The 15365-nt window shown below is 56.8% G+C and carries 7 protein-coding genes; 5 read left to right on the plus strand and 2 right to left on the minus strand.

Features of this window, described 5'->3' with window-relative positions:
• Positions 1-7: 7 nt before the first annotated feature.
• Positions 8-778, minus strand: a complete 771-nt coding sequence (locus ACLQ3M_RS06155) for a sensor histidine kinase (protein ID WP_411676821.1) — start codon at positions 776-778, stop codon at positions 8-10.
• A gap of 130 nt (positions 779-908) precedes the next feature.
• On the opposite strand from ACLQ3M_RS06155, the gene ACLQ3M_RS06160 reads away from it, so the two are divergent.
• The 3 genes from ACLQ3M_RS06160 to ACLQ3M_RS06170 all read left to right on the plus strand — a co-directional run bounded on the left by ACLQ3M_RS06160 (position 909) and on the right by ACLQ3M_RS06170 (position 10476).
• Positions 909-4658, plus strand: coding sequence for a beta strand repeat-containing protein (locus ACLQ3M_RS06160; RefSeq protein ID WP_411676822.1), 3750 nt, complete (start codon positions 909-911; stop codon positions 4656-4658).
• A 139-nt stretch (positions 4659-4797) separates the two neighbouring features.
• Positions 4798-8310, plus strand: coding sequence for a beta strand repeat-containing protein (locus ACLQ3M_RS06165; RefSeq protein ID WP_411676823.1), 3513 nt, complete (start codon positions 4798-4800; stop codon positions 8308-8310).
• 45 nt (positions 8311-8355) lie between these two features.
• On the plus strand, positions 8356-10476 hold the full coding sequence (locus tag ACLQ3M_RS06170) for a DUF4157 domain-containing protein (protein ID WP_411676824.1): 2121 nt from the start codon (positions 8356-8358) through the stop codon (positions 10474-10476).
• A gap of 23 nt (positions 10477-10499) precedes the next feature.
• On the opposite strand, the gene ACLQ3M_RS06175 is transcribed toward ACLQ3M_RS06170, so the two are convergent.
• Positions 10500-12470 (minus strand): ATP-binding protein, encoded by a 1971-nt coding sequence (locus ACLQ3M_RS06175; protein WP_411676825.1) that lies wholly within the window; start codon positions 12468-12470, stop codon positions 10500-10502.
• 123 nt (positions 12471-12593) lie between these two features.
• On the opposite strand from ACLQ3M_RS06175, the gene ACLQ3M_RS06180 reads away from it, so the two are divergent.
• Together ACLQ3M_RS06180 and ACLQ3M_RS06185 are read left to right on the plus strand one after the other, a co-directional pair.
• Positions 12594-13814 (plus strand): hypothetical protein, encoded by a 1221-nt coding sequence (locus tag ACLQ3M_RS06180; RefSeq protein ID WP_411676826.1) that lies wholly within the window; start codon positions 12594-12596, stop codon positions 13812-13814.
• A complete protein-coding gene (locus ACLQ3M_RS06185; RefSeq protein WP_411676827.1) occupies positions 13811-15358 on the plus strand; it encodes an MORN repeat-containing protein in 1548 nt (515 codons plus the stop codon). Before ACLQ3M_RS06180 ends, ACLQ3M_RS06185 begins: the two co-directional genes overlap by 4 nt.
• Positions 15359-15365: the final 7 nt, after the last annotated feature.

Raw genomic sequence — 15365 nt, forward strand, 5'->3', positions numbered from 1 at the left:
ATATTGATCAGGCCTGCGCCCTGCCGATTGTCGCTCCTCCCCACAGGGAGGCGATCCGTTCCGGACCGATGCCCACGCTGTCGTCGGTCACTTCAAAGCGCACCCGGTTTTCCTCTGCGCGAATCACAAGGCGCACCGTTCCGCCCTCTTTCTTTGGCTGTACGCCGTGCCGCACCGCGTTTTCCACCAGCGGCTGCAGAACCAGTCGGGGGAGCTGCATTTCAGGCAGCTCCTCCGCTTCCAACGAAAAACGGACGCGTTCGCCGAAGCGCGTCTGTACGATGCGGATATAGGTTTCCGCGGCTTCCACTTCCTGTGAAGGCGGAGCCCGCGGGTAATTCACCACACGGCAACAGTTTTTCAGATATTCGCTGAGATCCACCACCAGCTCCCGGTCCTTTTCGTTGTCCCGGGAGATCATCGAAGCGATGACGCCGAGCGTATTGTTGATAAAATGCGGGCTGATCTGTGCTTGTAAAAACAGAAGCTCATTTTCTTGGGCCTCCCGGCGGGCGTCCTCCGCCAGCACCTTAAGATGATTCTGATTTTCTATGTATACAGTGACGTCCCGGATGGAAAGAAGGGTCCCAATCCTTGTTCCCGTTTCAGAAGAAACAGGGGTCAGCTGCGCGGAACAGTACCGCTTCTCCCCGTCGCCGCAGCGCTGGAATTTCCGTTTCCGGATTTTTCGGGGAGAGGCGGCAGCGCCGCGCTCTCCGCCGGAAAAGCTTTCATGGCGAAAGGCAGGAACCGGAAATTGTAAATTTTTTGTAAACATTCAAAAAAATCTATCTCGGGGACACAAAAAGGACTCATTTGTTAGAATCCTGTCAGAGGCCTCTGTTATAATGCTGGGTATAAAGCTGTAAGTGGTTCATTACTTGGTATTATAAGGAGAGAAGAACAATATGAGAAGAAATCCGATCGGCCGAAAAGCACTTTCTTTCTTGTTGAGTTTCGCGATGATCCAGAGCGTTTTCGGGGTGGACACGGCGGGAGCGTTTGCCGCGGTAAACGACAGCGGCGTCAAAAACAGCGGCTTCAGCGCAATGCGGAATGCTGCTCCGGTCACATTGTACCTTGACAGCGGCGATATTGTCATTACAGAGACCGGGTACTCCGTGAACAACGGGACTGAGGTTCTCTGCACCGGCGGCTACGAGATTACGCAGAGCGGCAGCGGTGATGTCAGCCACAGGATCACTGTCCGGAGCGGCAATCAGGACATTACCCTGCAAGGCGCGCACGCGAAGCCCGCCGACGGCGCGGCTTTTGAAATAGAAAACGGCGCGGAAGCCGACATTACGCTTGCAGGCAGCAATTCGCTGGATTCAAGCGTGAGCAGCGACTTCTGCGCCGGGCTTTCGGTCAACGAGGGCAGCACGGTGCGTATCTCGGGAACCGGTTCTCTGACGGCAACCGGCCAACCGTTATACGGCGCGGGCATCGGCGGAAATAATGGCCAAAGCTGCGGCACGGTCGAAATTTCCGGCGGCACGGTCACGGCAACCGGCGGCGACGGCGGCGCGGGCATCGGCGGCGGCTTTAGCGGCTCCGGCGGCAGCATTACGATCAGCGGCGGTACGGTCAAGGCAACCGGAGGTGATGACGGCGCGGGCATTGGCGGCGGCTATCGCGGCAGCGGCGGCAGCATTACGATCAGCGGCGGTTCGGTCAAGGCAACCGGAGGTGATGACGGCGCGGGCATTGGCGGGGGCAAGGGCGGCGACGGCGGCACCATCACGATCAGCGGCGGTACGGTCACGGCGAACGGAGGCCCGGGCGGTGCGGGTATTGGCGGGGGCACAAACGGCAGCGGCGGCAGCATTACCGTCCGCGGCGGTACGGTCACGGCAGCCGGTGGTGTTTATGGTTCTGGCATCGGCGGCGGTTATCTTGGAAATGGCGGTGCCGTTACCATTTCGGGTGCGGACACGCATGTGACTGCCAAAGGGCAGGATGACGGCGAGGACATCGGTTCCGGCTATCGCAGCAATGACGGAGGCAGCCTCAAGGTTTCGGACGGCGCAACCGCGGCGATGCTTAACAGCAGCCCTTCCTTGAACACAAACGCAAGCACGGCTTATACAGACTGTCAAATCATTACCGGCAGCACCGAAACAAAATATGATAAGGACGGAAACGTTTCCTCAACCCGGCCGGTGCTGTACCTTGACAGCGGCGATATTGTCATTATGGAGACCGGGTACTCCGTGGACGGCGGGGATGAGGTTCTCTACACCGGCGGCTACGTGATTACGCAGCGCGGCAGCGATAATGTCAAGCACAGTATCACTGTCCAGGGCGGCAAGCAAAACATTACCCTGCAAGACGTGCGCGCGCAGCCTGACAGTAGCTTTGCGGCCTTTGAGGCGGAAGTCGGAGCGGAAGCCGACATTACGCTTGCAGGCAGCAATTCGCTGGATTCAAGCGGCAGCAACTTCTGCGCCGGACTTGCGGTCAACGCAGGCAGCACGGTGCGTATCTCCGGAACCGGTTCTCTGACGGCAACCGGTGGTTCGGGTGGAGCGGGCGTCGGTGGAAATTATGGTCAAAGCTGCGGCACGATCGAAATTTCCGGCGGCACCGTCACGGCAAACGGCAACAGCGCAGGCGGTGCGGGCATCGGCGGCGGCGCAGGTGGTGGGGGCGGCGACATTACGATCACCGGCGGCAACGTCAATGCGACCGGCAGCGCAGGCGGGGCAGGCATCGGCGGCGGCATAGGCGGCTCCGGTGGCAGCATCGTGATCGGCAGCGGCACGGTCACGGCAACCGGCAGCAACTCTGAAAACTTTGGCAGCGGCGCGGGCATCGGCGGCGGCGCAGGCGGCGACAGCGGCGGTACCATCACAGTCAGCGGCGGCACAGTCACGGCGAACGGAGGCCCGGGCGGCGCGGGTGTTGGCGGGGGCACAAGGGGCTCCGGCGGCACCGTTACGGTCAGCGGCGGCACGGTTACGGCAAGCGGCGGCAGCGGCGGAGCGGGCATCGGCGGCGGAGAGAACTTTAGCAACGGCGGCGCGGGCGGTACGGTTACCATTTCCGGTCGTGACACGCAGGTAACTGCCAAAGGGCAGAACGGCGGAGAAGACATCGGGTCCGGCAAGAATAATGATAGCGGCGGCAGCCTGACCGTGGGCGGCGGCAGTACAGTTGACGGCCCGGCGGTGGAGCTGCTTTCGGCGGGAACAAATACGGCAAACCCGGACGGCAGCCGTCCGCAGTTCATGAACTGCGTGATTCATGGCGCGGGCGCGAAGGACGCAAGCGGAAATGACCTCAGCGGCTGCTACGACGCGAACGGGAAAATCAGGCTCAGCATCTCTATGCATACGCCTGCTTCCGCAAAGATAGGCGAACCGGTCACGCTGAACGCGAGCGTCACAAAATACAATCCGGATGTTCAAAAATATCAATTCAATCCCGTGTCCCTTCCCGGAACCGTTCAGTTCACCGGGAACGGCACCCCGCTCGGTTCTCCCGCGGGGGTGACGAATGGCGCTTCACAGATCAGCTGGACGCCGGAGAACGGAAACAAAGTCTCGCTGAAAGCGGCCTATGCTCCGGCGGCAGATGACCGTTACGCTTCGGCGGAATCCGCGGCGATCGATTATACGCCGGGGAAAATAACGCCGGTTATCGGGACGGCCCCGACGGCCTCGCCGATCAACGCGGGCGAGAAGCTTTCCCTGTCCAAACTGACGGGCGGCGCCGCAGCGGCGAACGGCACGAAAATTCCCGGCACATTCGCGTGGGCGCATCCGGATATGACGGTTACGGCCTCCGGAAGCTACGAGGCGATTTTCACGCCGACGGATACGGCAACTTACAATACGGTCGGCGGCATTCTGGTAGAGCTGACGGTCGCGGCGGCACCGTCGTCCGGAAGCCATTCTTCAAGTACATCCGTTCCGACTCTTCCCTCTTCGCTGACGGATGTCCTGACAAATATGACGGTTGACCTTTCCGGCGCGCGCTTCCCGTCGTGGGTGACCGGAGTTTCGCTTTCCGCCTCGCCGTTTACGCAGGGCGGCTCTTCGGGCGCTTCCGATGCGCTGGGCGGTGCGGTCTATCGTCTTGTCATTTCGCAGACGGGCCTGAATCTCATCGGCGCCCCGTTTGTCTACAATATTCAGCTGCTCGACCAGAGCGGGAGTCCCGTCACGTATTTTACCGGCACGGTCACAGTGAGGATCCCGCTTCCCGCGGGCCTGCGCGGCACGCCGCGCGTGTTCCGCTATGAGGAGAGCGCGGGAACCTTTACCGATATGAACGCGACCGTGGAAAACGGCTTTCTCGTATTCCAAACCACCCATTTCAGCGATTACGTCGTCGCGGGTACGGGTGATTCGATCACGCTGGACACGAAAAGCTACCAGATGCCCATAAACGGACATTATCAGATCGGCGTAAAGCTGACCGGCGGCAAGGCCGCGGCGGTAAAAGTCCACTCGACAAACGATAAAACCGCGGCTGTTACAAAGCTGAAAAACGGTAATTATGAAGTTTCCGGAAAAGGCGTCGGCACGGCGTACATCATGTTCGACGTGTACGACAATAAAAACCATCTGCTGACCCACGCTTCCGTGCGTGTGGATGTGAAAACGGGAATCCGGCCGAGGGGCGACTCAACCAGGCAGATCGGCGTGTTTTAGCCGGAAGGCGAACAAAATCCCTTTATTAATGGCGGCATCTTGTTAGAATCCTGTCAGAGGTGTCTGCTATCATATGAAACAAGGAAATTATCAGGGCAGCAAACCAATTTCGCTTGAAATGCGAGGAGAGAAGAACAACATGAGCAAAAATACGGTCAGTCAAAAAGCGCTTTCTATCTTATTATGTTTCACGATGATCCTGAGCGTTTTCGGGGTGGACACGGCGGGTGCCTCGGCCGCGGTAAACGACAGCGGAGTCAAAAACAGCGGCATCGGCGCAATGCGGAACGGCGCTCCCGTCACGCTGTACCTTGACAGCGGCGACATCGTCATTACAGAGACCGGGTACTCCGTGGGCGGCGGGACTGAGGTTGCCTGCACCGGCGGCTACGTGATTACGCAGGATGGAAATGGCGACGTCCAGCACACCATTACTATTAAAAGCGGCACGCAGGACATCACGGTTGAAAATATTAACATCAACGTTTCGGGAACAAGCAACGCCTGCGCGTTTTCCATTGAAAAGGGCGCGGCGGTGTACCTGACGCTGGAAGGAAATAACACGCTGAAAAGCGGCGATTATTGTGCCGGACTGCAAGTACCTGGCGACGCGATCGCCCCGGCAGACACAACGAAAAACGCTTCGCTAACCGTTACGGACGCAAGCACCGGCTCGCTGAACGCCACCGGCGGCCGCTACGGCGCAGGCATTGGCGGCGGCTACGGTGGAAGAACCGGCGGCGCAGGCGGCGCCATCACTGTCACCGGCGGTACCGTCACGGCGACCGGCAATTACGGCGCGGGGATCGGCGGCGGCTATAACGACGCGGGCGGCACCATCACTGTCACCGGCGGTACCGTCACGGCAACCGGCAATTACGCCGCGGGGATCGGCGGCGGCTGGGCTGGCGGCTGGGATTTCTCAGACTGCAGCGTCACAATCAGCGGTGGTAGCGTCACGGCGATCGGCGGCACCGGCGGCGCGGGCATCGGCAGCAGCGGCGGCACAAACTGCGCGGGCATCGGCGTAACCATTTCCGGCGGCAGCGTCACGGCGACCGGCGGCAAAAATGCCGCGGGCATCGGTGGCGGTGAAGGCAGCATGGGCGACACTGTAAAGATTTCCGGCACAGGTACGTTTGTGACCGCCAAAGGAAATGGAGGGAAGGATATTGGTTCCGGCAACGGCAACAATAGCGGCGGCAGTCTTTCCGTTTTGGACGGCGCAACCATGACCATGCAGAATACCGATCCTAATCTGAATACGAATGCGGTCAATCCGGATTACAGAAACTGCCAAATTATTACCGGCGGCACCGAAACGAAATATGATAAGGACGGGAACGTGTCCTCAACACAGCGGATACTGCACCTTGACGACGGCAACATCGTCATTACAGGAACCGGGTACTCCGTGGGCGGCGGGACTGAGGTTGACCACACCGGCGGCTACGTGATTACGCAGAATGGAAATGGCGACGTCCATTATTCCATCACCGTGAGCAGCGGCACGCAGGACATTACACTTCAAGACGTGCACGCGAGGCCTGCTCAAGGCGCGGCCTTTGAAATAGAAAGCGGCGCGGAAGCCTACATTACGCTTGCAGGCAGCAATTCGCTCGACACAAGCGGAAGCTCCAGTCATCGTGCTGGTCTTGCGGTAAACGCTGGCAACACGGTGCATATTTCGGGAAGCGGCTCCCTGACGGCAGCCGGCGGGGACACCAGCGCGGGCATCGGCGGAAATAATGGCCAAAGCTGCGGCACGGTCGAAATATCCGGCGGCACGGTCACGGCGACCGGCGGCGTCGACGGCGCGGGCATCGGCGGCGGCAGCAACGGCTCCGGTGGCAACATTACGATTTCCGGAGGCACCGTCATAGCAAACGGTGTCAACCAGGGTGCGGGCATCGGCGGCGGCATCAGCGGCTCCGGCGGCACCATCACGATTTCCGGCGGCACGGTCACGGCGACCGGCGGCAGCGTCACGGCAAACGGATGTTTAGGCGGCGCAGGTATCGGCGGCGGTTTTTGTGGCTCGAGCGGCACCGTGACCATTTCCGGCGCGGACACGCTGGTGACTGCCAAAGGGCAGGGCGGTGGCAGGGACATTGGTTCCGGCGACAACAACAACACCGGCGGCACTTTGACCGTGGGTGACAGCAATACTGCGGAACCGCTTCCCAACGTGGAACTGCTTTCAGCGGGAACGAACGCGGCTAATCCGGGCACCAGCCGTCCGCAGTTCATGAACTGCGTGATTCAGGGCACGGGCGCGAAAGACGCAAGCGGCAATGATATCAGCGGTTGCTACGACAAAAACGGAAAATTATGGTTGGATATTACCATGCAGACGCCCTCTGCCGTAAAAGTCGGCGAATCGGTTGCGCTGAACGCAAGCGTAAAAAGACATTATTTCAACGACACGGTGACACTTCCGGGAACCGTTCAATTCACCGGGGGGGGCAATTTGTTTGGATCCTCCCCGGTGACGCTTGGCGCGGCGCAGATCAGCTGGACGCCGGCGAACGGAAACAAAGTCTCGCTGAAAGCGGCCTATGTTCCGGCAACAGATGACCGATATGCTTCGGCGGAATCCGCGGCGATCGAGTATACGCCGGTAAAAATAACGCCGGTTATCGGGACGGCCCCGACGGCCTCGCCGGTCAAAGCGGGCGAGAAGCTTTCCGCGTCCAAACTGACGGGCGGAACCGCGGCGGCGAACGGCAAGCAAATTCCCGGCGCGTTCTCATGGGCGCATCCGGATACGGCGGTTACGGCCTCCGGAAGCTACGAGGCGATTTTCACGCCGACGGATACGGCAACTTACAATACGGTCAACGGCATTCCGGTAGCGGTGACGGTCGCGGCGGCACCGTCATCCGGAAGCCATTCCTCAAGTACTTCCGCTCCTTCTCTTCCCTCTTCGCTGACGGACGCCACGACGCATATCACCGTTGACCTTTCGGGCGCAACCTTCCCGTCGTGGGTGACCGGAGTTTCGCTTTCCGCCTCGCCGTTTACGCAGGGCGGCTCTTCGGGCGCTTCCGATGCGCAGGGCGGTGCGGTTTATCGTCTTGTTATTTCACAGACGGGCCTGAATCTCATCGGTTCCCCGTTTGTCTACAATATTCAGCTGCTCGATCAGAGCGGGAGTCCCGTCACGTATTTTACCGGCACGGTCACAGTGAGGATTCCGCTTCCCGCGGGCCTGCGCGGCACGCCGCGCGTATTCCGGTACGAATCAGACGGTACGCTGACAGACATGAACGCGGCCGTGGAAAACGGCTTTCTCGTATTCCAGACCACCCATTTCAGCGATTACGTCGTCGCGGGCACGGGCGATTCGATCACGCTGGACACAAAGGATTATTCGATGCCCGTCGGCGGCAAGTACCAAATCGGCGTAAAGCTGACCGGCACGAAAGCCGCGGCGGTAAAATTCCACTCGACAAACGATAAAACCGCAACCGTTGCAAAGCTGAAAAACGGCAATTATCAAGTCACCGGAAACGGCCCCGGCACGGCATATATCATGTTCGACGTGTACGACAATAAAAACAAACTCCTGACCCACGCGTCCGTCCGTGTGGACGTGAAAACGGGAATCCGGCCGAGGGGCGACTCCACCAGGCAGATCGGCGTGTTTTAGCCGGCGCTGCGGTCGAACTCACAGGAATATGAAAGGACTTTTCAAATGGAACTTGCTTTGAAAGAATCCGTGAAAAAGCCGGACGGAACGGCGGCCGGCCGGAGCAGTCTCCGTGCTCCGGCCGCCGGGAACCCCGTGCGCCGCCCTGCCGCTGCCCGGTCTTTTCTTCAGCTCCGGCCCGAAGACGGTGAGAACGGGCGGAGCGAAGAGCGCCCGCGGCCGAACAGGACCGGCCTGCCGGACACGCTGAAAACTTCGCTGGAAAACCGCACCGGCCTTTCGCTGGACGAGGTACGGGTGCATTATAATTCCTCCCGGCCCGCGCGGTACGGCGCCCTCGCCTTTGCGAAGGGCACCGAAATCCACGTCGCGCCAGGGCAGGAGAAGAGCCTTCCGCACGAAGCGTGGCACGTCGTCCAGCAGATGCAGGGGCGCGTGACGCCCAACGCGAGAATCAACGGGGAAGCCGCGAATACCGACAGCCGTTTGGAACGGGAAGCTGAGGCATTCTATATAGGAGGTTCATCGAATCCTTCTTCAACATTAAACAACAAGGCGGCCGGAACAGTTGTCATTCAGTTCAATTTGAATGAAGCCATTAATTATCTGTTAAAGCAATGCACTGCAAATTCAAGTCTTAAAGAAAAGTTATTGAAATTTTTTAAAGATAATAAAATTGATATTGGAAAAAACACGGATATTAATGATAAAAAAGTTATAGAAGCATTAAAATTATTTTTAAAAGCCTCCTCAGATAAAAAGAAAGACACTGAAGGAAAAAAAAATGGCATGAAATTAGTGGAAATGTTGGCGCCTTTTACTATCTGCAAAGAATTTTGTACTAAATTTAATGCTCATCGGAGATTTTATAAGCTTACTCCTCCACCTTCACAAGTTGTACATGAAATCAGACCAAACCCAAAGCAAATTCCGTTGAACAGGAACATATCCAATTTGGATATGTCTGGAGATACTTCGTTTAAAGACAGTACGGATTATCTATGCAACATGCGACACTTTAGGAAAGAAATGAAATCCGGTCATATCGATAAAAACAAAGACGAATCTTACCCTCAACGTACATGCCTCATGGGTATTTATAATATAATTTTATATTATAGCTTCAGGCATAATACCGTCCTTGCACGAACAGAAAGCACATCTGCAAATCAGCCTCTTTCATGGGTCAAAGTTGCAAAAAGGCTTGATGACGATCCAGAGTTGAAAGATATAAGTGTAAAGCAAATAATTCAATCAATGTTAAAACAACTTTTCGAAAGTCCAGCAGTGCCGGAGTTATATTCTGAGACGCATGCTTTAGCTACGGCAATTATCGGATGCGATTTTACAAACGGTTTTAGAGGTCAGCAATTTTTTGCAAAACTGCTTGGCCTTTGGCTAGAAAAAAATACAAAAAAATTGACGTTCTATACTTTTTTTACAAAATATTATTTTCCTGGTTTACCAAACCACAAGCGTTATGTAACTGCCGTCAATGAAATATTAGACGATACTGCTAAAAGTGATGATGATAAGATAAGAGACATCTGTGAAAAGCTACAAAATGGAGGTGAGGTAGGAAAAAAATTGGCGGTAATTTTAGCGAAAAACAAACAAACTATGAAGGATTTTTTGATTGAGTTAAAGGAACCTAAATCACAGCCAAGTCCGGTTTCTCCATTGCCGCCTCCAATGGCTCCACAGCAAACCCCGCCGGAGGCGCTTGCAGCAGCTGGGCCGGCAGTACCCCCGCCAGTCGGCACAGACATGGCCCCGCAGGAAAAGCGGCCGGAAGCACCGCAATTTTCCCCATCACTTCCAGTGGATGAAATAAGCGAACCAAATGCCAAAAAAGCAAAAGTGGATTCACCTCAAGTTACAGTAGGTCCTAAAACGTTCCGAATGCTGGCCCCGTCTTTCTCTCCTTCAACGTCGCTGTCAGGCAAAGACGCCGCAGACATGGCTCCTCATCAAAATTTGCCGGAACCGCTGGCAGATTTTGCTGTGGAACCGTTTTCGGATGACGAAGATTCTGAAATGGAAGACGCGCAGACAAGTGCGTCGGCGGATAAATCGACAGCGAGTGAGGAACCCGAAAAGCCGAAAAAGCGCGTCGAAGGGGGCTCAGACACAGATACGGAAGATGATGAAGAGCCTCAAGGGTAAAAGCACTCACCAATTTGGTTAGGTTATAAGACCTGGAAAAGTAAGGAATCATTTGCCGGCCCCGTTTTTCCTTCTTTTTCCGCCTCATTCCTGAGCGCTTCCGTCATCAACTCATCCGTAACCCGCCCGCCCCGCGCTTTCGCGGCCATGCGGGCCAGCCGCGCGGCGGCGTGGATCGTCGCCGGGGAAAGCTCCAGTTCCCGCGCGTATGTCTTCAGGTCTAAATCGGAGCAATCCCCCGGGAACGCCTGTTTCCACAGCAGAAGCCGCTGCGCCTCGTCCGGCATGGAGAAGCGCGCCAGAACCGTAATGCGGCGCAGGAACGCCTCGTCGAAGTTTTTGAACAGATTCGTGGCCAAGAGAACCGTCCCGCCGTACTGCTCGATGCTTTGCAGCAGGTAAGACGTTTCCACGTTCGCGTAGCGGTCGTTGGAGGAGCTTACCTCCGTGCGACGGGAAAACAGCGCGTCGGCCTCGTCGAAAAACAGGATGCAGCTTCGCTCCTTCGCCGCCTCAAAGATTTCCGCCAGGCGCTTTTCCGTTTCGCCGATGTATTTGTCCAGCACGCGGGAAAGGTCGATTTTCAGCAGTTCCAGCCCTAATTTATTTGCGATGGCGGAGGCGGCCATCGTCTTTCCGGTTCCGGATGGGCCGTAAAGCAGGCCGATCACGCCCCTGTTTTCGCCGGAATCCCCCCGCTTTTCCGCTTCGCGGTTGGATTCGATGCAGCCGCAGAGCAGCTCCAGCCGATTCCTCGTTTCGTCCGTGACAATCAGATCGTCCATTTTCGCGCCGCTTTCCACATTCAGGGCGCCGGAAATCTCTTTTTCCTGCGCGCGCACCGCAAAAGCAAAGTCCCCGCCGCCGATCTTCCCGCGTCCCTCCCGGCGGCAATGCTCTTCAGCGGCAAGCCACGCGGTTTCGATCTGCCGGAAGGTCATCCGGAAGTAATCCGGCGCTTCCGACGGTTCGATTCCGTACTTCCCGCAGAAATAACTTTGCGCGGTTTCATAATCTTTTCCGTTCAGAAAGCCGGTGGTCAGATGCAAAACCGTTTTTCCCTCAATTTCCGGCGCGGGGCAGTCTTCCCGGTCGCTGAGGATCAGGCACGGAATTCCCCGGTCCGGGAGCTGCCGGAACAGAGCTTGCGCTTCTTTCGCGCAATCCGGACCATATCCGCATACGCACAGCACGCTGTTGGAAAGCACCGCGTCCAGCGCGCATTCACAGGAACGCGCGAAAAGCTCCGCTTCGTCCGGCTCTCCTCCGCATTGGTAAAACAGGCACGGGCGCTCCGTCCTTGCGGCGGCGCGGCGGGCAAGAATCCGTTTTCCGCTTCCCGCGCGGCCGGTTACATAGAGAAGAATATTTTCCCCGCGCATCATTTTTCGAAGCGCGTTTTCGGCGGATTCCAGCAATTCATTCCGAACCGGCAGAAAATCGTCGGCATGATCTTGAAACAGGCGGCGGTTCCGGCCATGCTGCACGTTCCCGTTCAGCAAAAACCGAAGCACGTTCCTTCGCGGCAGCAGCGGGGTGAACAGAAGCGGCTGAACCGCGTCGCTTCCCTTTTCCAGGCAGAACAGGTAACGCAGGGCAGAGTGTTCCGCATCGGCGGCGTTCAGACCCTCGTCGATCCTGCCTTCCGAAGAAAATTGGGAATAGACGCCGCAGGCAAAGTCGAAATTCGGCACGGGCGTTCCCGTCAGGCTCTGGACGCTGTTGCGCAGGCCGCCGTCCAATTCGCAGCACAGGGCAAGGACGACGCAGAACCACCCGCATCCCTCCAGCGCAAGCGCTTCCCTCAGCGCGGGCAAGGTCAGATACGGCTCCGAAGACTGTTCGCGTTCCCTGATTTCACGGACCGCTTCGGTGATCCGGCTCCGAACCGGTTCCGGATTGTCGGAATCCATCAGAGACACGCATTGCTTGCATATCCCTATGGCATCCATTAGGTTCTGCCAGTTAGAATGGTACCCGTCCCGTGCCGCCATAAAAAAATCCCCCTTTTGGTTTGGCTCGATCTTTGCTTTCATTATAGAAGATTCATCCGGCTATTTCAATCGACAGCTTTCCGTAAAATGCTGTTATAAAACGTAAATTTCACGAGGTAACCTATGGAGAACGAATTTTTTCTGCGAAACAGATATGAAAAGGGCATGCTTCTGACCGCCGAGGATCAGGAGCAGCAGCAGGCGTACCATGTGGAAAAGCGCAGGCTGCTGAACCGCTTGGCCATGGGGTCCGGAATCGTAAACGGCTTTTCGCTGGGAACGGACGAAGACGGAACGGTGCTGACGATCGGCGCCGGCCTCGCGCTGGATTTCGCCGGGCGTGAAATTTACCTTCCGCGGACAGTCCGAAAAAAAGCGGAGGAATTACTTCCGTCAACAGATCATCTGGAAGGATGGCTCCGTATTTATGTCCGGTACGACGAATCGGCCGTGGGCGAAGCGGCTGTTTTACCCCTGCCGGACGGAGGCCACCCCGTCATTCCGAACCGGATTCAGGAATCCCTGCAAATAGCCGCCGCGCTCGAAGTTCCGGCTGACGGCGTCGCGCTTGCGGAAGTGCGGATTGCGCCGCGGGACGGGCTGCCCGTGATCGCGGACCTGAATCCTTGCAGCCGCACGTTCCGGTCCGCTCTGTTTTCCGTGAAGGACGAAACGAAGACTGCGGCGAGCGGGGTACTGTCGGTCAACCTTGACCGCATTCCGGACGATGAAGGTGTTTTTTATTCCCGGGAGGTATCCCACGGCTTAGGGCCGGGCGCGAATATCTCCGTCACCGCAGCCGTGTTGGACGGCGAGGGGGATTCCCGCTGCGTAATCAGCGGGAATTCGGAGCTGTTCGGCTGCCCCCTGCGAACGGCGGTCAAACTGTTCCCGGAGCGCGGGAGCTTCATTGCCGCGGTGCGGCCGCATTCCGTTCGGAACGGGCTGCTGCGTCTGCGTTGGTACGCGCGGAAAATGGAGGACGGGGGAGAGACGCCTGAGGAAGAAGAGCCGATTCCAAACGAAAAAAGCAAGCCCGAAAATCAGGAAGCGGAGCCGGCTGAATCCGCTTTTCCCGAAAGCGCGGAGTTCCTTTTGAATCCATCGGTCGCGTTTTTGCGCAGAGGGCAGACCGTAAAATATACGCCGGTTTTTCACAACGGTATTTCCGGGAACGACTGCCGGTTCCGGGTTACGGATCCTGACGGAGGAACCATCGACGCGGACGGAACCTATACGGCTCCCAACCGGGCCGGCGTTTTTGAAATCGCCGCGAGCATTGACGGCTTTCCGGAAATTTCGGCAAACGCCCTTGCCTGTGTCCTCTCGGAGGAACAGACATGAAAAAACTGTTGAAAGCGCTCTGGAAAAAAATTGTTGCGTACCCGACCTCATGGAAGGATTATGTCACCGTCGGAAGATGGATGATTTATAAAAAGCTGCTGATCATCGTTTCCGTTCTGATCCCGGTTTTGGCAGTGGCGCTGATTTGCTTTTTCAGCCGCCAGCCGGCCGGCGCGGTACCCGTTTTCCGTGAATCGGATGCGAAGCTGAAGCTCTATTCGGGGCAGGCGGTCGTACTGATGAATCAGGGAAATCAGAAAATCTATGCGGGACAGGTTGCGGCTGGAAAATATTCCGGCAGCGGGCAGCTTTATTCCCCGTCGGATGGGACGCTGATTTATTCCGGCGATTTTTCCGAAGGAAAATACTCCGGTCAGGGAAGTCTGTACAACGGAAAACAGCTTCTGTATGAGGGTGGTTTCCTGAATGGGCTGTACAGCGGAAGCGGCACTCTATATTCCGGAAGCAATGTCCTTTATTCCGGTCAGTTTGCGAATGGCGCTTACGATGGAACCGGAACGCTGTACGAAGGAAAAAACATTTTGTATTCCGGACAGTTTGCTGGCGGGGCTTACAACGGAGAAGGAACCCTGTACGCAAACGGTGTCAAACGGTACGAGGGCGGGTTTAAAAATGGTCTCTACAGCGGTCAGGGTTTCCTTTACACGCAGGGCAAGCTGATTTATACCGGCAGCTTTGCGCAGGGGAAACGCGACGGGCAGGGAGTTCAGACCACGCCGGACGGCGTTAAGGTCTATGAAGGCGCCTTCCGTAACGACTGTTACGACGGAGAGGGAAAATTATATTCCGGCGGCGGCGCCCGCCTTCAGTTCGAGGGCAATTTCATTCAGGGAAAGCCCGGCCCCAGCGGTTCCATTTACAATGCGCGGGGCCAGCTCCTGTACAGCGGCGCCGTATATGAAGGCTCCGTGGATTATCTGAGCCTGCTGGGAATCCCCGTTTCCACGCTGCAGACGGAAGTGAAAGAAGTCCCCGAAATTTATTATGGGTCCGGTTTCGTCGGGTATCTTTATCCGGAACTGGGTTTCGCGTTTCTGACTAAATATAATTATTCGGCGGATGTTCCGCAGAATCCCGAACCGCCGCCGTTGTCCGGGTCGGAGAGTACGGCGTCAAATCCGCTTTCTTCCGGGGCAATAGGCGGGAAAGACACCAGCCTTTTTGCCAAGCCGGAGGATAATCTGGTAGTTAATACCCTGCTGGTTGAAGAGCGGTTCTTTTCTCTGCAAATGCCGGAAAATGAATCTCCGTCCGCTGTAAAAAACAATATTACCGGGTTCGAGGAACTGATGGAATCCCGGCTTGCGCGTATCTCATACTCCTCGTTCCGGCAGTGCTATCAGCCCAGGACCGCCGTCCGGGGAGACCATCTGTTTGAGGCGCCGGATCTTCCCGAGACAGTCGAATTCACAGGAAAAAGCTTTGATCAGAATGAAATTACGTATTTTTATCGGACCAGCGACTGCACAAAAGACGGCGTGCCGTGGGTCATCTTCTGTGAAAAAGACAAGAAAAACGGATAGGAGGAGA

Origin of the sequence: Caproicibacter sp. (genome assembly GCF_046707225.1) — a bacterium.
GTDB lineage: Bacteria > Bacillota > Clostridia > Oscillospirales > Acutalibacteraceae > Caproicibacter.

Excerpts from the sequence above, each read along its gene's own strand:
- ACLQ3M_RS06155 (WP_411676821.1), bottom strand. The coding sequence starts at position 778 with ATGTTTACAAAAAATTTACAATTTCCGGTTCCTGCCTTTCGCCATGAA.
- ACLQ3M_RS06160 (WP_411676822.1), top strand. The coding sequence starts at position 909 with ATGAGAAGAAATCCGATCGGCCGAAAAGCACTTTCTTTCTTGTTGAGT.
- ACLQ3M_RS06165 (WP_411676823.1), top strand. The coding sequence starts at position 4,798 with ATGAGCAAAAATACGGTCAGTCAAAAAGCGCTTTCTATCTTATTATGT.
- ACLQ3M_RS06170 (WP_411676824.1), top strand. The coding sequence starts at position 8,356 with ATGGAACTTGCTTTGAAAGAATCCGTGAAAAAGCCGGACGGAACGGCG.
- ACLQ3M_RS06175 (WP_411676825.1), bottom strand. The coding sequence starts at position 12,470 with ATGGCGGCACGGGACGGGTACCATTCTAACTGGCAGAACCTAATGGAT.
- ACLQ3M_RS06180 (WP_411676826.1), top strand. The coding sequence starts at position 12,594 with ATGGAGAACGAATTTTTTCTGCGAAACAGATATGAAAAGGGCATGCTT.
- ACLQ3M_RS06185 (WP_411676827.1), top strand. The coding sequence starts at position 13,811 with ATGAAAAAACTGTTGAAAGCGCTCTGGAAAAAAATTGTTGCGTACCCG.